The sequence below is a fragment of the Rhizobacter sp. genome (genome assembly GCA_021153565.1).
GTDB lineage: Bacteria > Pseudomonadota > Gammaproteobacteria > Burkholderiales > Burkholderiaceae_C > Albitalea.
Window position 1 is genome coordinate 1 of sequence record JAJKJU010000078.1, and the last position, 16,520, is coordinate 16,520.

The 16,520-nt window shown below is 61.9% G+C and carries 19 protein-coding genes and 1 pseudogene; 9 read left to right on the plus strand and 11 right to left on the minus strand.

Annotated elements, in window-relative coordinates:
• Nucleotides 1–155: 155 nt before the first annotated feature.
• The gene (locus tag AC30NL_RS04825; protein ID WP_489462876.1) at nt 156–2,156 is read left to right on the plus strand and encodes an acetyl/propionyl/methylcrotonyl-CoA carboxylase subunit alpha; all 2,001 of its coding nucleotides are present in this window, start codon (nt 156–158) and stop codon (nt 2,154–2,156) included.
• 6 nt (nt 2,157–2,162) lie between these two features.
• Here the strand turns inward: AC30NL_RS04825 and AC30NL_RS04830 are convergent, their stop codons facing one another.
• The gene (locus AC30NL_RS04830) at nt 2,163–2,609 is read right to left on the minus strand and encodes a hypothetical protein (RefSeq protein WP_489462877.1); all 447 of its coding nucleotides are present in this window, start codon (nt 2,607–2,609) and stop codon (nt 2,163–2,165) included.
• 80 nt (nt 2,610–2,689) lie between these two features.
• Here AC30NL_RS04830 and AC30NL_RS04835 point away from each other — a divergent pair, with 80 nt between their 5' ends.
• The 3 genes from AC30NL_RS04835 to AC30NL_RS04845 all read left to right on the plus strand — a co-directional run bounded on the left by AC30NL_RS04835 (nt 2,690) and on the right by AC30NL_RS04845 (nt 4,446).
• On the plus strand, nt 2,690–3,604 hold the full coding sequence (locus tag AC30NL_RS04835; protein ID WP_489462878.1) for a hydroxymethylglutaryl-CoA lyase: 915 nt from the start codon (nt 2,690–2,692) through the stop codon (nt 3,602–3,604).
• A 24-nt stretch (nt 3,605–3,628) separates the two neighbouring features.
• A complete protein-coding gene (locus tag AC30NL_RS04840; protein ID WP_489462879.1) occupies nt 3,629–4,114 on the plus strand; it encodes a YbaK/EbsC family protein in 486 nt (161 codons plus the stop codon).
• A gap of 128 nt (nt 4,115–4,242) precedes the next feature.
• A complete protein-coding gene (locus tag AC30NL_RS04845) occupies nt 4,243–4,446 on the plus strand; it encodes a DUF1289 domain-containing protein (RefSeq protein ID WP_489462880.1) in 204 nt (67 codons plus the stop codon).
• 69 nt (nt 4,447–4,515) lie between these two features.
• Here the strand turns inward: AC30NL_RS04845 and AC30NL_RS04850 are convergent, their stop codons facing one another.
• From AC30NL_RS04850 to AC30NL_RS04860, 3 genes are all read right to left on the minus strand, one after another.
• Nucleotides 4,516–5,070 carry a glycine zipper 2TM domain-containing protein gene (locus AC30NL_RS04850; RefSeq protein WP_489462881.1) on the minus strand — a complete coding sequence of 185 codons (555 nt, stop codon included), beginning with the start codon at nt 5,068–5,070 and terminating at the stop codon, nt 4,516–4,518.
• Nucleotides 5,071–5,254: 184 nt separating this feature from the next.
• The gene (locus AC30NL_RS04855; protein WP_489462882.1) at nt 5,255–5,671 is read right to left on the minus strand and encodes a hypothetical protein; all 417 of its coding nucleotides are present in this window, start codon (nt 5,669–5,671) and stop codon (nt 5,255–5,257) included.
• Entirely contained in the window at nt 5,668–5,943 is a 276-nt protein-coding gene (locus tag AC30NL_RS04860) for a hypothetical protein (RefSeq protein ID WP_489462883.1), read from the minus strand. The genes AC30NL_RS04855 and AC30NL_RS04860 overlap by 4 nt, the downstream gene beginning before the upstream one ends.
• A 349-nt stretch (nt 5,944–6,292) precedes the next feature.
• Here AC30NL_RS04860 and AC30NL_RS04865 point away from each other — a divergent pair, with 349 nt between their 5' ends.
• The 3 genes from AC30NL_RS04865 (at nt 6,293) to AC30NL_RS04875 (ending at nt 9,909) form a co-directional block, all read left to right on the plus strand.
• Nucleotides 6,293–8,014: an FAD-dependent oxidoreductase gene (locus AC30NL_RS04865; RefSeq protein WP_489462884.1), complete on the plus strand. Its 1,722-nt coding sequence runs from the start codon at nt 6,293–6,295 to the stop codon at nt 8,012–8,014.
• Nucleotides 8,015–8,161: 147 nt separating this feature from the next.
• Nucleotides 8,162–9,697: a malonate--CoA ligase gene (locus AC30NL_RS04870; RefSeq protein ID WP_489462885.1), complete on the plus strand. Its 1,536-nt coding sequence runs from the start codon at nt 8,162–8,164 to the stop codon at nt 9,695–9,697.
• Nucleotides 9,694–9,909: a cysteine-rich CWC family protein gene (locus AC30NL_RS04875; RefSeq protein ID WP_489462886.1), complete on the plus strand. Its 216-nt coding sequence runs from the start codon at nt 9,694–9,696 to the stop codon at nt 9,907–9,909. The genes AC30NL_RS04870 and AC30NL_RS04875 overlap by 4 nt, the downstream gene beginning before the upstream one ends.
• Before the next feature lie 6 nt (nt 9,910–9,915).
• Here the strand turns inward: AC30NL_RS04875 and AC30NL_RS04880 are convergent, their stop codons facing one another.
• The 4 genes and pseudogenes from AC30NL_RS04880 to AC30NL_RS04895 form a co-directional block, all read right to left on the minus strand.
• Nucleotides 9,916–10,191 carry a hypothetical protein gene (locus AC30NL_RS04880; RefSeq protein ID WP_489462887.1) on the minus strand — a complete coding sequence of 92 codons (276 nt, stop codon included), beginning with the start codon at nt 10,189–10,191 and terminating at the stop codon, nt 9,916–9,918.
• Between the two features lie 181 nt (nt 10,192–10,372).
• Complete coding sequence (locus AC30NL_RS04885) at nt 10,373–10,531, minus strand: hypothetical protein (protein WP_489462888.1); 159 nt, start codon at nt 10,529–10,531, stop codon at nt 10,373–10,375.
• Nucleotides 10,532–10,596: 65 nt separating this feature from the next.
• Nucleotides 10,597–12,288, minus strand: a pseudogene (locus tag AC30NL_RS04890) (MFS transporter).
• Nucleotides 12,289–12,452: 164 nt separating this feature from the next.
• A complete protein-coding gene (locus tag AC30NL_RS04895) occupies nt 12,453–13,109 on the minus strand; it encodes a 2-hydroxychromene-2-carboxylate isomerase (RefSeq protein ID WP_489462889.1) in 657 nt (218 codons plus the stop codon).
• 188 nt (nt 13,110–13,297) lie between these two features.
• Between AC30NL_RS04895 and AC30NL_RS04900 the strand changes: the two genes are divergently transcribed.
• Nucleotides 13,298–13,951 (plus strand): glutathione S-transferase family protein, encoded by a 654-nt coding sequence (locus AC30NL_RS04900; RefSeq protein ID WP_489462890.1) that lies wholly within the window; start codon nt 13,298–13,300, stop codon nt 13,949–13,951.
• Nucleotides 13,952–13,966: 15 nt separating this feature from the next.
• Here AC30NL_RS04900 and AC30NL_RS04905 read toward each other — a convergent pair whose 3' ends face one another.
• The 3 genes from AC30NL_RS04905 to AC30NL_RS04915 form a co-directional block, all read right to left on the minus strand.
• Nucleotides 13,967–14,275, minus strand: coding sequence for a polyhydroxyalkanoic acid system family protein (locus AC30NL_RS04905; RefSeq protein WP_489462891.1), 309 nt, complete (start codon nt 14,273–14,275; stop codon nt 13,967–13,969).
• A 61-nt stretch (nt 14,276–14,336) separates the two neighbouring features.
• Nucleotides 14,337–14,789 (minus strand): RidA family protein, encoded by a 453-nt coding sequence (locus tag AC30NL_RS04910; RefSeq protein ID WP_489462892.1) that lies wholly within the window; start codon nt 14,787–14,789, stop codon nt 14,337–14,339.
• Nucleotides 14,786–15,577 carry a hypothetical protein gene (locus tag AC30NL_RS04915; protein ID WP_489462893.1) on the minus strand — a complete coding sequence of 264 codons (792 nt, stop codon included), beginning with the start codon at nt 15,575–15,577 and terminating at the stop codon, nt 14,786–14,788. The genes AC30NL_RS04910 and AC30NL_RS04915 overlap by 4 nt, the downstream gene beginning before the upstream one ends.
• A gap of 322 nt (nt 15,578–15,899) precedes the next feature.
• On the opposite strand from AC30NL_RS04915, the gene AC30NL_RS04920 reads away from it, so the two are divergent.
• Nucleotides 15,900–16,400, plus strand: coding sequence for a hypothetical protein (locus AC30NL_RS04920; protein WP_489462894.1), 501 nt, complete (start codon nt 15,900–15,902; stop codon nt 16,398–16,400).
• Nucleotides 16,401–16,520: the final 120 nt, after the last annotated feature.

Below are 16,520 nucleotides of genomic sequence, written 5' to 3' on the forward strand. Positions count from 1 at the left end.
ATTGGCTCCTCTCCCCTCTGGGGAGAGGTTGGGTGAGGGGCTGCGGTGATGGCAACCCATGGCTTTATTCACCGCCCACGGCCCTCACCCCCGCCCTCTCCCAGAGGGAGCGAAGGCCTTGAAAGCGGTGCCTCTGACATCACAAGGCACATCTCATGTTCAAAAAGATCCTGATCGCCAACCGCGGAGAAATCGCCTGCCGTGTCGCTGCGACGGCGCGCAAGCTGGGCATCCGCACGGTGGCCGTCTATTCAGACGCGGACGCGAATGCCAAGCACGTGATGGCTTGCGACGAGGCGGTGCACATCGGGCCGTCGTCGCCCAAGGAAAGTTACTTGCGCGGCGATCGGATCGTCGAAGCAGCCAAGGCCACGGGCGCACAGGCCGTGCACCCTGGCTACGGCTTCCTGAGCGAGAACGAAGACTTCGCGCAAGCCTGCGCCGATGCCGGCCTCGTCTTCATCGGCCCGCCGCCGTCGGCAATCAAGGCCATGGGCCTCAAAGCCGAGTCCAAGCAGTTGATGGAGAGGGCCGGCGTGCCTTTGGTGCCGGGGTATCACGGCGGCAATCAAGACCCGGACCTGCTCAAGCGCGAGGCCGATCGCATCGGCTACCCGGCGCTGATCAAAGCCAGTGCGGGCGGTGGCGGCAAGGGCATGCGGGTGGTGAATTCATCGGCGGAGTTCGACGCGGCGCTTGCATCGTGCAAGCGCGAAGCGATCAACAGCTTCGGCGATGACGCGGTGCTCATCGAGCGTTACGTGACGCGGCCGCGTCACATCGAGATCCAGGTCTTCGGCTACACCAAGGGTGATGTCGTCTATCTCTTCGAGCGCGACTGTTCAGTACAGCGGCGGCACCAGAAGGTGCTCGAGGAAGCGCCCGCACCGGGCATGAGCGAGGCGCGTCGCCGCGAGATGGGTGAGGCGGCAGTGGCGGCGGCCAAGGCGGTGGGCTACGTCGGCGCAGGAACGGTGGAATTCATCGCTGAGCCGACCGATGGCGGCGACCTGCGTTTCTACTTCATGGAAATGAACACCCGCCTGCAGGTGGAGCATCCGGTGACGGAGGCGATCACCGGGCTCGATCTGGTGGAGTGGCAGTTGCGGGTCGCGTCGGGCCAGCCTTTGCCTTTGAGGCAGGATCAGTTGCATATCCACGGGCATGCGATCGAGGCGCGAATCTGCGCTGAGAACCCGGACGCGAATTTCCTGCCGGCCACCGGTCGCCTCGAGGTGTACCGCACCCCATCGGCTGCGGAGTTCGAGCGCGGCGATGTTCGACTGGATGCGGGTGTCCGCGAAGGCGATGCCATCTCCCCGTATTACGACTCGATGGTCGCCAAGCTCATCGTCTGGGGCGCCGACCGTGAACAAGCCTTGGCGCGGCTCGATGCAGCGCTGGCGCAAACGCACATCGTCGGGTTGCACACCAACCTGGCGTTTCTTCGACGCGTGGTGCAAAGCAAGTCCTTCTCGCAGGCCGATCTAGACACTGCGCTCATCGAACGCGAACGTGCGGCGCTGTTCAATGCCGCACCACTGCCGCCTGACGTGGCTGCAGCCGGGGTGATTGCCCACGCGCTTGCCGACGAAGCGGAACTCGAAGACGCCGACCCCTTGTCGCGGCGCGACGGCTGGCGCATGCATGGCGCGGCGGTGAGACGCTTCGACCTCGACATGAAGGGCGAGCATCATGTGGCTCGCCTCGAGCGCACGCACCACGGCGAGATGCTGCTTTGCATCGGCGACAAGCGTCAACCGATCTCCATCGGCTCACGCGGCAAGAATGTCCACGACGTGGCCCTCAATGGCCGGCGTTACGTGTTGACTGCCTACGCCACCGGCGAGCGCATCAGTATCTTCTCGCCGGATGGCTCGGCAGTGGTGGACGAGTTCGATCCCATCGCCCATGCTGCCGATGGCGCAAGCGAAGGCGGCCGGTTGACGGCGCCAATGCCCGGCAAGGTGATTGCTTTCCTCGCCAAGGCTGGCGACGTCGTGACGCAGGGCCAGCCGCTCGCAGTGATGGAAGCGATGAAGATGGAGCACACCATTACCGCGCCGCGCGATGGCACGGTGGCAGAGTTGCTCTATGCCGTGGGCGACCAGGTGGGCGAGGGCGGCGAACTGCTGCGCCTCGAGAAGGCCGAATGAGGGCCTTCAGTGTTGACCGCGACGCAGCCAGTTCACCGGATTCAGCCAGGCGGCCGCGCCACGGGCTTCGCCGCGTTGGCGCACCGCGGCGGTGAGTGTTGGAGCGATGCTTGCGCGTCGACCACCCAGCTCGGCCATGTCGGGCGCCTGCGAGACGCCGAAGCCCGACGTGTCGCGAGCCCAAGGCGTATCCTGGGTCGCATGACCCGCAGCGGTGCGGGCCTCTTCTTCGAGGGTAACGGCGCGCTGGAATTGCCGTCCGAGGGCCACGAGCTCTTCGTCACCGGAGGCTTCACACACCCACAGCACTTCGCGTGCTTGTTCTTCATTCTTGAGCATGGCCGCCACGTCCACACCTTCACCAAGGTTGCGCAGCAGTGCGAAATGGATGCGCGTGGCAATGCGAAGGCGAGTATTCAGGTCCACAGGCGATTCCTTGAGCAATGCAGACATGTTGTTCTTGTGGTTTGTCCGTCGCCACCCCTCAACACGGGGGCTTTCACAACTCTGTCCGTAAAAGTGAGACTTTTGTTATGTTTCCTGATCGAGTGAAATTGGTCGATGTCGGGCCGCGCGACGGCTTGCAGAACGAAAAGCAAATGGTCGATGCGGCCCACAAGATCGACCTTGTTCACCGCCTGCAGGTTGCAGGCCTGCACGAGATCGAGGTCACCAGCTTCGTGAGCCCAAAATGGGTGCCCCAGATGTCGGACAGCGCACAAGTGATGGCCGGCATCCGCCGTGAGCCAGGCGTGCGTTATTCGGTGCTCACGCCCAACATGAAGGGCCTGGAGGCAGCACTTTCCGCTCCGCGCGAGCAATGGCCCGATGAGGTCGTCGTGTTCGGTGCGGCGAGCGAGGCGTTCAGCCAGCGCAACATCAACTGCAGTGTCGAAGAAAGCATCGAGCGCTTCCGGCCGGTGGTGGCAGCGGCGCACGCACAGGGCATCAAGGTGCGGTCGGCGATTTCATGTGCCTTGGGCTGCCCGTACCAGGGCGAAGTGACGCCCGACGAAGTGGAACGCCTGGTCGTTCTGATGAAAGGCATCGGCGTGGACCATTGCGGTGTCGCCGACACCATCGGCGTGGGCACGCCAAAGCGTGTTCAGGCGGCGATGGAGCGTGCCTTGAAGCACTATCCGATCGCAGAGGTGAGCGGGCATTTCCACGACACCTACGGGCAGGCGCTGGCCAACATCTATGCGTGCCTTGAAATGGGCATCTCCAACTTCGACGCCAGCATCGCGGGGCTGGGCGGGTGCCCGTATGCCAAGGGTGCGACAGGGAATGTGGCGACAGAAGATGTGGTGTACCTGCTCAACGGACTGGGCATTGCGACCGGGATCGACATCGAATTGCTGGTGGATGCGGGTGCGGCCATCTCAAATGTGCTGGGCCGCCCGCCGGTTTCGCGCGCTGCGAAGGCCATGCTCGCGAAACGAGCCTGATTGTTCAAGGTGGTTCATGAAGTAATGGAACTCTCTGACAAACCTGAAGGTTTTCAAACCGTGAGTCGCGCCCTGCAAACACGCGGCCATCCTCACGCGCCGATCTTCCTCGACATCGCGGCACGTACGTCACAGGAGGCCGCCGACGCGCTCAATATCGAAGTCGGTCAAGTCGCCAAGAGCGTCATCTTTCGCCGCAAGAGCGACGATGCTGCGGTGCTCGTCGTCACGTCAGGCGACAGGCGGGTCGACGAGAAAAAGGTGGCCGCCATCGTGGGGCCCATCGGTCGTGCGGATGCCGAATTCGTGAAGACTCGAACGGGCTTCTCGATCGGCGGCGTCGCACCGATCGCGCATGCGAACACGCCTGTGACGCTGATCGACCGCGAGCTATTTCGTTTCGGCGAAGTGTGGGCTGCGGCAGGGCATCCGAACGGCGTATTCAAACTGAGCCCCCAGCAACTCGAGGCGCTGACTGCCGCACCGGTGGTCGATATCGTGCAATCTTGATGCTGAGCGTGGTGTGCCGAGAGATTCGTACACGCTGAATGTGAAGGGCGGTGAGGGCGGGTGCCCATCGGTGCGCCAAGCGTCTGAACGAATACCGTGAATAGCGGATCAGGGCGACAATTTCCTCAATGTCCGAACTCGTCGCCCCCGTCCCCAGCCCTTGCACCAGCGTGTGTCGCATGAGCCCGTCCACCGGCTTGTGCGAAGGCTGCTTTCGCACCCTCGATGAAATCGCCAACTGGTCTCGCATGGAGGACCACGAAAAGCGCGCGGTCTGGCAGTTGCTGGAACAACGCGGATTGCGACGCCCGGATCAAATCGGAGACTTGTGAAATTAGGCCAGGAGTTGCTGCCGGCGCCCGGGGCGCAATGGCTACGATGAGCGCCATCGCTTCCCGATGCTACGACTTGTTGTCCGAGCTCGGCGTCGTCACCACGACTTGCCCGTCCTTCACCGGCAGCGTCGGGCCCGGCTTGAAGGACGTCCGTACCACGCCATCCTTGCCGTCAAGGCGATATGTCACGTTGTAGCCGACCACCTTTTGCGATTTCTCATTCACGGTCTTGCAGCGGTGCTCGGTCGTCGTGACGACATCCTTCTCTTGCATCTTCTTCTGGATTTGGTTGCCAGCGTAGCCTCCAGCGGCAACACCGGCGACGGTGGCAAGTGTCTTGCCCTTGCCGCCGCCCACGGCACTTCCCAACAGTCCGCCCGCGAGTCCACCGGCCACGCTGCCGGCAATGCGATGCTCATCCTTCACAGGCGCCCGATGTTGCACTTTGACGTCTTCGCATTTCTCTTGTGGAGTCACCATCGTCTCGACGACTTCCTTCACTGCGACGACCTCGGCAAACTCTGGCTTCGTCATCGTCCTGTAGCCCGAGACTGCGCCAGCTCCGAGCACTACCATGGCGATGCCACCGACTGCAATTCCCTTGATCATTGATGTGTCCATGCGCATGTCCTCTTTTCGACCGCACCATTGTCATCGCCGAAACGACCGGCCTTGATGCGCTTTCGGACGTGTCGTCGCGGTCTCGGTGACGAAAACGGTGGTCTGGGCAAATATTGCACGAACCCTCTGTTACGCGAGCGTCATGCATGAAGCTTTGGTCGCCGGACCTTGCATTGCCGAATCCTTAACGATTCGACTCTCGAGACAGAGTCGCGTGCAGACGGCGCTGCCAATTCTCGACGCCTTGCACCACGCGATCCCAGGCGTTGCGGTCGTATGTGACCGCTGCGAAAAGATTGTCTTTGCCTGGCTTCTGCCGCACCGCCGTGCGAGCGAGACGCTCCAGCGGCTCGCGCACCGCTGCGACGCAGCCATCCAGGTCGTGGAAGGCGGCACCGACGCGGTAGAACAAGATGGCCTGGCGGAGTTCATCGGCCTTCATCGAGGGCAACTCGACGGCTCGAAGGAAGACTCGCGCCTGACCTTCGCCGAGTAATTCGACACAGAACTCACGGCGCCAGCCAGTGAGGGTTTGCTCGGACGTCAGCGCCGGCCGTGCCGGATCTACTTGAAGGTTAGCCATCGAGAGAATCTCGTTCATTCGTTGTCGCTCAGTGGTGTGCGCCGACGAATGTCGCGAACGACGTCGACCCAGGTGTCGGTGGCCACGCGCCCGTGGTTACGTCCGGCAAGCAGAGGAATCACCGCGTACGTCGGCGAGCCCTCACGGTCACAGAATTCCACTGCGACGCCAATGCGGCCTGACTCGAGACGAGCGACGATGTCCTCGGCCCGATGGGGCGACCCGATGGGAAGGCCTTCTGCAAAACCCAGGGCGCGCAACTCGGTGATTTCCATGTCAAATCGCTGCATTGTCTGCGGCCTTTTACTGCAAGGTGTGGCGTGCTGGTGGCGCTGCAGTAGGCACCTGTCGCCAGTCCCGGTGGAAGCCCAGAATGATAGCGACACGTCGCCACTGGAGCGGAGGGGACGCCCACCGCGTATCGGGGGCTTTGAGGGGGACTTTCGCAAGGATGTCGGTGCTTTCCCTGGCTGATGACACGATTGATCCTGCTCAAGTGGCTGAAATCGTCCAGGCCAACAGATCTCCAACGCACCGAGCCGCCGTGCAGCATCAGCAAAACGCGGACTTTGCCATGGCCGCAGCATTGCGCTTTCGCCTGTCGTCTAATCATCGCCAACGCCCCACATGGGAGTTGCCATGGCCGACGACGCACCCAGCGAGCTCTTGTCTCGCCGCCACCAGATGTTTCCGGTGCTCAGCGAGGCCGATCTGGCGCAAATGCGCCGGTTCGGAACGCAGCAAGCGCACCCGCGCGGCACGCGCCTGGTCACCGCGGGCGAGCCGAGCCCGGGCATGTTTGTCGTGCTCAAAGGCGTCCTGGCCGTCAGCCAGCGCGACGGAATGGGCCGCGTGACACCCATCGTGCAACACGGTCGCGGCCAGTTCATGGGCGAAGTCGGCACGCTCTCCGGCAAGCCATCGCTGGTCGACGGAATCGTCCAAGAAGACGTGGAGGTGCTGCTGCTACTTTCCAGCCAGTTGCGAGCGCTCATCATTGCCGAGGCAGATCTTGGCGAGCGCCTGGTTCGCGCGCTGATCCTTCGTCGCGTGGCGCTCATCGAGGCCGGCGCCAGCGGTCCCGTGCTGATCGGCCAGCCAGGGTCCGCCAACATGCTGCGGCTGCAGAATTTCCTGAGTCGCAATGGCGAGCCTTATCACGTGGTCGATGCCAGCCAGGATGACAGCGCCGCGGCCTTGATGGAGCAATACGGCGCAGCCGCCGGCGAGCCCCTGGCCGTGTGTCCCGACGGCTCGGTGCTCCTCAACCCATCCGATACCGCGCTGGCCCGCTGCATGGGCATGGTCGACACCGTGGACCACGATGACTTGTTCGACGTGGCCGTGGTGGGTGCGGGTCCTGCTGGCCTGTCGACGGCTGTGTACGCTGCCTCCGAGGGGTTGCGCGTCGTCGTGCTCGATTGCCGCGCCTATGGTGGGCAGGCGGGCGCCAGTGCGCGCATCGAGAACTACCTCGGGTTTCCCACCGGTATCTCCGGCGGGGCATTGGCGGGCCGTGCCTATGTACAGGCGCAGAAGTTCGGCGCCGAAATGCTGATTCCGACTGAAGTGCAGTCGCTCGATTGCGCGCGCATTGGGCGAGAACGCGAACTCATCGTCCGGCTCACCGATGGCCGGCGTCTGCGGGCCCGAACCGTGGTCATCGCCAGCGGTGCGCGTTACCGCCGGCCCGACGTGCCGCGCCTGAAAGAATTCGAAGGCCGGGGTATCTGGTACTGGGCGTCTGCGCTTGAAGCGACGATGTGCGCGCAAACCGAGGTGGTGCTGGTCGGCGGAGGGAACTCCGCGGGCCAGGCGGCGGTGTTCCTGTCGCAGCATGCATCAAAGGTCCACATGCTCGTGCGAGGCCCGGGTCTCGCGGCGAGCATGTCGCGCTATCTGATCGACCGCATCGACGCGACTCCCAATATCCAGCTGAGGCCGCACACCGAGATCATTCGGCTGCACGGCGACGCGCCTGGCGGACTGACTGCAGTGACATGGCGTGACCACCGAGCCGGGGTCGATGATGAAAGGGCGCTGCGCAATGTGTTCCTGTTCGTAGGCGCAGATCCCGAAACCCGCTGGCTGGAGAGCTGCAAAGTGGCGGTCGATCCGCATGGATTTGTGCTCACCGGCATTGCGTTACGCGCGTCGCCCGATGGATTCCGGCCGGCGCCGCTGGAATCCAGCATCCCCGGTGTCTTCGCGGTAGGCGACGTGCGTTCAGGTTCGGTCAAGCGGGTTGGCGGCGCCATCGGCGAAGGCGCGGCGGCCGTGGCCCAAATCCACCAGTACCTGGCGACGGTGGGCGCCTCGCATAGCGCGGACCAGTCCTTGCCAGTCGGAAAAATACGTTGAATCCTTCCCACCACGAGAAACTCGTGCATGGCGAGGTCGCACAATCGCGGGCCTTTGCGCCGCTGATCTGATCAGTTACCCCCAACAACGAAGCCAAGACATGTACCCCCATCGCCAGCGAGGCTGATTTCATCCAGGTTTCCTTTCATGACAGCGAACCAAAATCTCTTCGTCGCCATCCGCGACGCCTTCCCCACGGACCTCGACAGCACCGCCATCGAAACTGCCGATAGCGATCCGCTGTTCTACACATGGCGCGACATCGACCGGGCCACGGCACGCATCGCCAACCTGCTGCAGTGGCTGGACTTGCCTGCAGGTGCGCGCGTGGCCGTGCAGACCGAGAAGTCGGTCGAAGCGCTGCTGCTGTACCTCGCAGTCATCCGTGCAGGCTACGTCTACCTGCCGCTGAACACCGCCTATCAGAGCAGCGAGATCGAGTACTTCATCGGCAATGCAGAACCCAGCGTGCTCGTGTGCTCGGGCAAGAACTTCGGATGGGTCAGCAAGATCGCGTTCAAGGCAGGCTGCACGCATGTGTTCACGTTGAACGAGGACCGAACCGGCACCCTGCTCGATCGCGCGGCCCTGCACCCGGACACGAACACACCCACGCATCGCGGCGCCGACGACCTCGCGGCCATCCTCTACACCAGCGGCACGACTGGGCGAAGCAAGGGCGCGATGCTGAGCCACGGCAACCTGTTGACGAATGCGCTCACCTTGAAGTCCTGCTGGGGTTGGCGCGAAGGTGATGTATTGATCCATGCATTGCCCATCTTCCACGTCCACGGCCTCTTCGTCGCTTCGCACGGCGCCTTGCTCAACGGAAGCAAGATGCTGTGGTTCAACAAGTTTTCGCCGCGCACCGTGACCGAGAGATTGCCCGAGGCCACGGTGTTCATGGGCGTGCCGACGCTGTACGTGCGGCTGCTGGGCGAAGCTTCATTCACACGAAATGCGTGCAGGAATATGCGGCTGTTCATCAGCGGGTCCGCGCCACTGCTCATCGAGACATTCAACGAGTTTCGCGAACGCAGCGGCCACGCCATTCTCGAGCGATACGGCATGAGCGAAACGGTGATGCTGACCTCCAACCCCTGCGACCCGAAAGATGGCGAACGGCGCGGCGGCACTGTCGGCTTTCCGCTGCCCGGCGTCGGCTTGCGGGTGCGCGACGATCAGGGACAGATCGCCCCCAAAGGCGTGGTGGGCGGAATTGAAGTCACGGGCACCAACGTCTTCAAAGGCTACTGGCGCATGCCGGAAAAAACGAAGGAAGAGTTCACCGACGACGGGTGGTTCAAGACCGGCGACATGGGCAAGGTTGATGAATCGGGCTACGTCGTCATGGTCGGCCGAAGCAAAGATCTCATCATCACCGGAGGCTACAACGTCTACCCGGCGGAGATCGAGGGCTATCTCAACGCAACACCCGGCGTAGCGGAAAGCGCCGTGATCGGCCTGCCGCATCGTGATTTTGGTGAGGCGGTGGTAGCCGTGGTCGTGGGCAAGCCGGGCGCAGCACTCGATGCCCCGTTGCTCATCGCCGAGATGAAATCAAAGATCGCGAACTTCAAAGTGCCCAAGCAACTCTTCGTTGTCGATGAGTTGCCGCGAAATGCGATGGGCAAGGTGCAGAAGAACCTGCTCCGCGAGCAGCACAAGGAGTTGTTCGCGTGACAAACCTTGGTGCGGCCGGTGCTGCGGCCTGCGCCCGTTGCAGCGCCGCGTTTCGATGCGGCGTGAACGACGAAGAGCCTTGCTGGTGCTCGCGAATCAAGCTGAGCGCGACGACGCTCGCGGAGTTGGAGAAACGATATCGCTGGTGCTTGTGCAGCGAGTGCCTGGTAGCGCTTCAAGAGAAAGAGCCGGGCAATTCGTCGCCCGCGTGAACCGGGCTACTTCAAGGGAGCTTTGCACGAACTTCCCAGGGCCTCGACCGGCGCATGCTCGATGCGCCGAGGATCCTCGTCAAAGGTGAACCAGACCCAATCCTGGGCATCCACTCCACGGTCCGTGGCGACCACGGTCACACACCAATCGCGGCCGCCGCTGTCTCGATGGACGAGCTTCGCTCCCACAGGCGGGCCGTCCTTCGCGAACGCCACAGGCAATGCCATGGAAAGCGCCGCCGCACACAGAACATTCGCCACACGACCGATTGATCGGCTCATTCGTTTTTCTTCCCGTCATTCTTCTGGTGGTCTGTTTGCGACCACCGTATGTTTGGACGGTACGTTTACGACTGGTGTGGGGCAAGATGTAAGCACTGACAGGTTGCGAGCTCCTCGAACTCACACAAGAAACCGACCGGTTTTTTGACCGGCCGGTTCATACCTCGGATGGCAGCGTCGGTTACTTCGATGCGGCTGGAGCAGGTGTTGGCGCAGCCGTGGCCGGGTGCGAGTCGATGCCATGCTTCTCGCCGCCCATGTCCACGTCGCCGCCGGCATTCTTCAGCATGAACATCGCCAAGGCAGCGAACAGGACAAAGCCGAGGACCAATTTCCACATGATCGATTGAACCTTTGAAAGGACTTCGGAAGGACCGCAGCGTCATGCCGCGGCCCTATGTGCCATCAGTCGTTGGCGTAGATGTTGACGTCCTTGGTTTCCCTGACGAACAACATGCCGACCACGAAGGTGATGCTTGCAAAGATGATCGGATACCACAGGCCGTTGTACATGTTGCCGGTCTGGGCCACGATCGCGAGACCCGTGGCAGGCAGCAGGCCGCCGAACCAGCCGTTGCCGATGTGGTACGGCAGGCTCATCGACGTGTAGCGGATGCGTGTGGGGAACAGCTAGACCAGCATCGCGGCGATCGGTCCGTACACCATGGTCACGTAGATCACCATGATGGTCAGGATCGCGACGATGGCCCACCAGGCTCCGCTCATGAACGGAATCGGCTTGGCCTTGGCCGGGTAGCCAGCGTCCTTCAGGGCACCAGCAATCGCGGCCTTGAACTCGGCATCCTTCTTCTTGTACTCATCTGCAGGCAGACCCTTGGACTCGAAGCCCGAAATGACCTTGTCGCCGATCTTGATCTGCGCCACGCTGCCGGGGGGAGCCGCTTCGTTCTCGTAGCTCACCGAGCGGCCGGCCAGCACCTGCTTCGCGATGTCGCACGAGCTCGTGAACTTGGCGACGCCGGTCGGGTTGAACTGGAATGAGCAACGCTCCGGGTCAGCGACCACGACCACCTTGTTATTGGCCTGGGCAGCCGCGAGTTCGGGGTTGGCGTTTTCAGTCAACGCCTTGAACAGCGGGAAGTACGTGAGCGCAGCGACCAGGCAGCCCGCCATGATGATGGGCTTGCGGCCAATCTTGTCCGACAGCGCGCCGAACACGACGAAGAACGGCGTTCCGATCAAGAGCGAGAACGCGATCAGGATGTTGGCGGTGGCGCCGTCGACCTTCAATGCGCCCGTCAGGAAGAACAGCGCATAGAACTGGCCCGTGTACCAGACGACCGCCTGACCCATCGTGAGGCCGATCAGCGCCAGGATCACGATCTTCAGGTTCTTCCACCGGCCGAAGGACTCGGTCAGCGGGGCCTTGGAAGTCTTGCCCTCTTCCTTCATCTTCTTGAAGGCGGGCGACTCGTTCATGCTCAAGCGAATCCACACGCTGATGGCGAGCAGGAAGATCGACACCAGGAACGGAATGCGCCAGCCCCAGTCAGCGAAGGCGTCTTCACCCATCCAGGTGCGCGTTCCGAGAATCACGAGCAGCGACAGGAACAGGCCAAGCGTTGCCGTGGTCTGTATCCACGAGGTGTACGCACCGCGCTTGCCGTGCGGCGAGTGCTCGGCCACGTAGGTGGCTGCGCCGCCGTACTCGCCGCCCAGTGCCAAGCCCTGAAGCAGACGCAGGCCGATCAGGATGACCGGTGCTGCGATGCCGATGGACGTATACGAAGGCAGGGTGCCGACGATGAACGTCGACAAGCCCATGATCAGGATGGTGACCAGGAAGGTGTACTTGCGACCGATCATGTCGCCGAGCCGGCCGAAGACCAGCGCGCCGAACGGACGCACGATGAAGCCGGCAGCGAAGGCAAGCAGAGAAAAGATCACCTGCGAGGTCGGATCAAGGTTCGAGAAGAACTGCTTGCCGATGATCGCGGCGAGAGTGCCGTAGAGATAGAAGTCGTACCACTCGAAAACCGTGCCGAGACTCGAGGCGAAGATGACCTTCTTTTCCTCTGCCGTCATCGGAGCGGTGGACTTGACTGGCGGCTTCGCCACGCCCACTGTAGTTGCCATATCTGTGTCTCCTGTGAAAGGACACCGCCACCCGGCGGTGCATGGCCGGTATCTTCAAGGCGGGCTCTGACCCCCTCCTGACGGGACGCTGAACGTTTGCTGACAAACCTAGGGCGAACCCCCGGGTTCAATTTCTCAATGTGATATTCAATGGAAAGTCCCTGTCAAGGATTGCCCGAGGGGGCACGTGGAACTCCGGGTGGTGCAACCGCAGCGTCGGACCATGCGGTTCCGTCGAACCACCCATCGCCGCGCATGCTCGCGCCGATCATGTCGAGCGCATCGACACCCCAGAAGAGACGGCCATCGAGCTCGATGGTGGGGACGCCGAATACGCCCTTGGCGATGGCCTGTGCGGTCGAGTCCTTGAGGGCTTGCTTGATGGAATCGCTGTTCGGATCGGTGCGTGGCGATAGGCGTTGCGCGAGGTCCTCGAAACGCCGCGGATTGTTCGCATCGGCACCGTCTTGCCAGACGTGGCGAAAGAGCTGCTCGCACACATGGCGGCTTGGCGTACCGCCTTCGGGAGCGCAAGCGATGGCGAGGCGAAGCAAGGCGAGCGGATTGAAAGGATGCTGCGCGGGGGTCTTCAGTGCGATGCCGTCGCGATGCGCCTGCCAGTGCACGTGGCGGAAGGTCCAGGCACGCTTGGGCTCAATTTCGGCGGGGCCCTTCTGGCCCCAGTGGGCCAGCATGCCGGCGAAGAGCACCGGCTGATAGTCGACGCTGTACGAGAGGCCATCGAGCACGCGCGGCAAGCGCTCGAAGGCGAGGTACGCGAAGGGCGAGATGACATCGAAGTAAAAACGCAGATGCTTCATGCGGCGATTCTCGTGCGTTGTTTCCCTTTGCGTCAGGCTCGGCGATTTCAGCGTGCACGCTGCGCAGTCGCACCTGACGTGTGTCCGGTCGAGTCTGTCTGCCGAGAGACTATTCCGGACGTCGATCAGGGTCGGTCTCGAACGGCTAATCTGTGCCCCTCAACGGGCCATTCAGCACAGGGAGAAATATGACCCCGACCATTACCGCGTTTCAACGGTCGCCAGACCGCGGCAGGGGACTCGCGCGTGACATGCGCGTTCGCTGGGCGTTTGAAGAAGTGGGGCAATCTTACGAGGTTCGTCTTGTTTCCCTTGGCGCGCACAAGGAACCGGCGCATCGCGCGCTTCATCCTTTCGGGCAGATTCCGACCTATGAAGACGGCGATCTTGTCCTGTTCGAGTCAGGGGCAATCGTGTTCCATATTGCGCAGCGCCATGCAGGTCTGCTGCCTGGCGATGCGAATGCCCGGGCGCGCGCGATGACATGGATGTTTGCCGCGCTCAGCACGGTAGAGCCGCCGATCCTTGATCTTCATAACACCAAGCTCTTGGAAGGCGACAAGAGCTGGTACGAACAGCGCCTGCCTGTCGTCGAGGATCGCATCCGTGTCCGCCTGGGCGAGCTTTCCGCTCGCCTTGGCGATGCCCACTGGCTCGATGGTGCGTTTAGCGCGGGCGACCTGATGATGGTGGCGGTGCTGCTCAGGTTGAAAACGTCGGGGCTGCTGGACGAATATCCCAACCTATCCGCCTATGTCGCCCGCGGCGAAGCGCGCCCTGCCTACAAGCGCGCTTTTGACGCTCAATTGGCAGCTTTCACTGCCAGTTCAAGGACGGGTTGAGGAACCCAGCCGGCGCTACTTCTTCGTCAACAGCAGCTGCCCTGCCTTTTCAAGCCGCCCTTTGAGGCCGCTGGCGATCATGCCGAGTACGCCCGGCAACTCGACTTTGATGTTGACTGCCGCATCAAGCACCGTGACGGTGCCAGAGATGGTCTGACCTACCCCCGCAATGCTGAAGGTCATCTGATCGCCGTCCCATCGTTCGTTGCAGGTGCCGCCGCCGGGCAACTGGTGCGTGATGCTCGCGAAGCCGGTTTCAATACGGCGGCGGGCCTCGGCGCGGCCGAGCTGGTGCGGGACGCTGATGCTGATAGGTGTTGCCATGTGCCGAAGGGTCGCGCAAAGCGCAGCGACGTGCAAGATCTGAACTGCGAATCCCCCAGAGTTAGGCGTTGTTCCGGGAGCCGTCGTCACCCGCGGCGGACTGCTTCATGGCGGTGACTTCGATTTCGATCAGCATCCGCGGATCCAGCAGCTTGGCCGAAATCATCATCGCTGCGGGACGAATGTTGCCCAGGTAGCGTCGCAGAACGGGCCAGCACTTCTCAAAGTCTTCAGCGTTCGGGACGACATAGGTGATCCGGACGACGTCGAGCAAGCTGGAATCCGCGGCCTTCAGGGCCTGCTCGATATTCTGAAGACATTGATCGGTCTGCGCCACGATGTCGGGCGCGATGGTCATGGTGCTGTAGTCAAAGCCTGTTGTGCCCGAGACAAAGACGAACGGATCCTGAACGACAGCCCGCGAATAGCCGATCTGGTCTTCGAAGGGAGAACCGGAGCTGATAAAACGTCTGTGCATAGGATGAGTGTTTGAACCGCAAGCGATCCTGCTCACGGTTTTTGCGAGGGTGATCGGCCGAGCAATCGTGCCAGCACCAGCATGTCGATTTGCTGCTTGAGGCCCGTTCTCTTGCTGTATGCCTTGTGGCTGTCGTAGATCTGTCCCGGATTCAGCCCGGTGAGTTTGGAAATGATCTTTACCGGAAGTTGGTGGGCCAACATGGCTGCAATGAGGGCTTCTTGCGGCTTCATCCAGAGCAGCGCTGCAGCGTCCTCGTTCAGGCTGGTCGCCTCGTCTTCTCTCGGCACTTCAGGGTGCTGCCGAAGCAGGCTCAGCCATTCATAGAGGTGATACGGCACGACGTATCTCGCACAGGCCTCATCTTCTGCCGAGAATGGCGGAGGTTCCTCGCCTGGCGCCATGTCTTCCGTCCTGCGGCGGTAAAGAGTCACCCAGGCCAGCCCTGCAGAAGGTATCTCCAGCCCTGCAAGCATCAGGTGGTGGATCTCGGAACTCCTGAGGTATTCGGCCAGCCCGCTCATGCTGGGCAGCTTGTCCACGAGCCCTTCGTAGTCCGATACCGATACCCGGAAGGTGAGTTTCGGGAATGCTGCGAAAAGCATTCCCACCACATCTTGATCGGCCACCTTTGCGTAGTTTCTGACGAAGAGTTCAGGCAACCCACGCCAGGAGGCCAGCTCGCGAACGATGTTCACGCTGCCGTTGGGCTGTCGCGAGCCGACACCCCAAACGTATCCTTGATGCGGAATACGCCGTTCGAGATCTTCGATGGCACGCAGCCGGTAGGCATAGGCTTGATCTGATTCGCCATCGGCCTTCATGGCATCTCCTCCCTGATTAAATGACGTTCTGAACTACGTTCCGAATTTTTGGACGGAAGCAGAGACTGCTGCATCCCGCCGTAGAGTCACACCGTCGTCTCGAACGACAAGGGAGTGAGACATCGAGGGCATGTCCAGATCACAGCATGACGCTGGGGGGCTAGATCTCTAAATCCACTTCCTGCTTCGAGTGCACTGCCGTCGACTTGGCAGTGCAGGACGAGCAACAGCTGTGCAAAAGCCGGTGCGGGCAACAACGTCGCCATGACGGCACGAAGTTGAGACTGCGCCAACCTTCAACTGAACGAAGTGAGATATTTTCATGCCGAACGATACAACCCTGAAATCCGTATTCGACCACGCCAAGCTGGGGGTCCTGAACCCTGGCAAAGACTTCCCTTCAGTGGCTGTTGTATACGCGACTCTTGTCGAGCACCTGCCCGGCTCCCATCCATCGGGGAGCCCTGATTCTGCGGACAAGGTGAACTATTCCAATGGACCGCTGAAGCTTTCTGCCGACAAGAAGACCTTGTCCGGCGAGTTCCAACGCTGGTCCAATGTGTTCGTTCCGACCAACCCGTTCGCAGACGTTCAAACGCCGCCGGACGTGTTTCCCAACCCCGGCAGCAGGCCTACCGTGGCGATCACCGTCTCGGACAGCGGGCAGGTCACCTTCCAGCCCAAGCTCGACGGGAAACCGATTGGCGGTATGCCCCCAGTCACGCTGGATTCCGTCTACTACAACGGCTTGTTCGTCGAGAAGCAGACCACGGGCCTCAGAAGTTTGAGCTTCACGCTGGGATCGGGGCAGGCACCCAACTGACATCGCGCTGAGAGGCTGAAGTATTTCGAACGTGTCCGAGCAGCACGTCAAAAGGCGCCTGATCTAGGCGCAAAGCGCAGCCATAGCTTGGCTATGGCGAGCATTTGCAACGACGAGCAG

Bases quoted from the DNA above. Each gene is read 5' to 3' on its own strand.
- AC30NL_RS04845 (WP_489462880.1), top strand. From the start codon at position 4,243: ATGTCCGAACTCGTCGCCCCCGTCCCCAGCCCTTGCACCAGCGTGTGT.
- AC30NL_RS04870 (WP_489462885.1), top strand. From the start codon at position 8,162: ATGACAGCGAACCAAAATCTCTTCGTCGCCATCCGCGACGCCTTCCCC.
- AC30NL_RS04895 (WP_489462889.1), bottom strand. From the start codon at position 13,109: ATGAAGCATCTGCGTTTTTACTTCGATGTCATCTCGCCCTTCGCGTAC.
- AC30NL_RS04885 (WP_489462888.1), bottom strand. From the start codon at position 10,531: ATGTGGAAATTGGTCCTCGGCTTTGTCCTGTTCGCTGCCTTGGCGATG.
- AC30NL_RS04880 (WP_489462887.1), bottom strand. From the start codon at position 10,191: ATGAGCCGATCAATCGGTCGTGTGGCGAATGTTCTGTGTGCGGCGGCG.
- AC30NL_RS04860 (WP_489462883.1), bottom strand. From the start codon at position 5,943: ATGCAGCGATTTGACATGGAAATCACCGAGTTGCGCGCCCTGGGTTTT.
- AC30NL_RS04840 (WP_489462879.1), top strand. From the start codon at position 3,629: ATGGAACTCTCTGACAAACCTGAAGGTTTTCAAACCGTGAGTCGCGCC.
- AC30NL_RS04830 (WP_489462877.1), bottom strand. From the start codon at position 2,609: ATGTCTGCATTGCTCAAGGAATCGCCTGTGGACCTGAATACTCGCCTT.
- AC30NL_RS04855 (WP_489462882.1), bottom strand. From the start codon at position 5,671: ATGAACGAGATTCTCTCGATGGCTAACCTTCAAGTAGATCCGGCACGG.
- AC30NL_RS04900 (WP_489462890.1), top strand. From the start codon at position 13,298: ATGACCCCGACCATTACCGCGTTTCAACGGTCGCCAGACCGCGGCAGG.
- AC30NL_RS04825 (WP_489462876.1), top strand. From the start codon at position 156: ATGTTCAAAAAGATCCTGATCGCCAACCGCGGAGAAATCGCCTGCCGT.
- AC30NL_RS04835 (WP_489462878.1), top strand. From the start codon at position 2,690: ATGTTTCCTGATCGAGTGAAATTGGTCGATGTCGGGCCGCGCGACGGC.
- AC30NL_RS04920 (WP_489462894.1), top strand. From the start codon at position 15,900: ATGCCGAACGATACAACCCTGAAATCCGTATTCGACCACGCCAAGCTG.
- AC30NL_RS04915 (WP_489462893.1), bottom strand. From the start codon at position 15,577: ATGAAGGCCGATGGCGAATCAGATCAAGCCTATGCCTACCGGCTGCGT.
- AC30NL_RS04865 (WP_489462884.1), top strand. From the start codon at position 6,293: ATGGCCGACGACGCACCCAGCGAGCTCTTGTCTCGCCGCCACCAGATG.
- AC30NL_RS04905 (WP_489462891.1), bottom strand. From the start codon at position 14,275: ATGGCAACACCTATCAGCATCAGCGTCCCGCACCAGCTCGGCCGCGCC.
- AC30NL_RS04850 (WP_489462881.1), bottom strand. From the start codon at position 5,070: ATGGACACATCAATGATCAAGGGAATTGCAGTCGGTGGCATCGCCATG.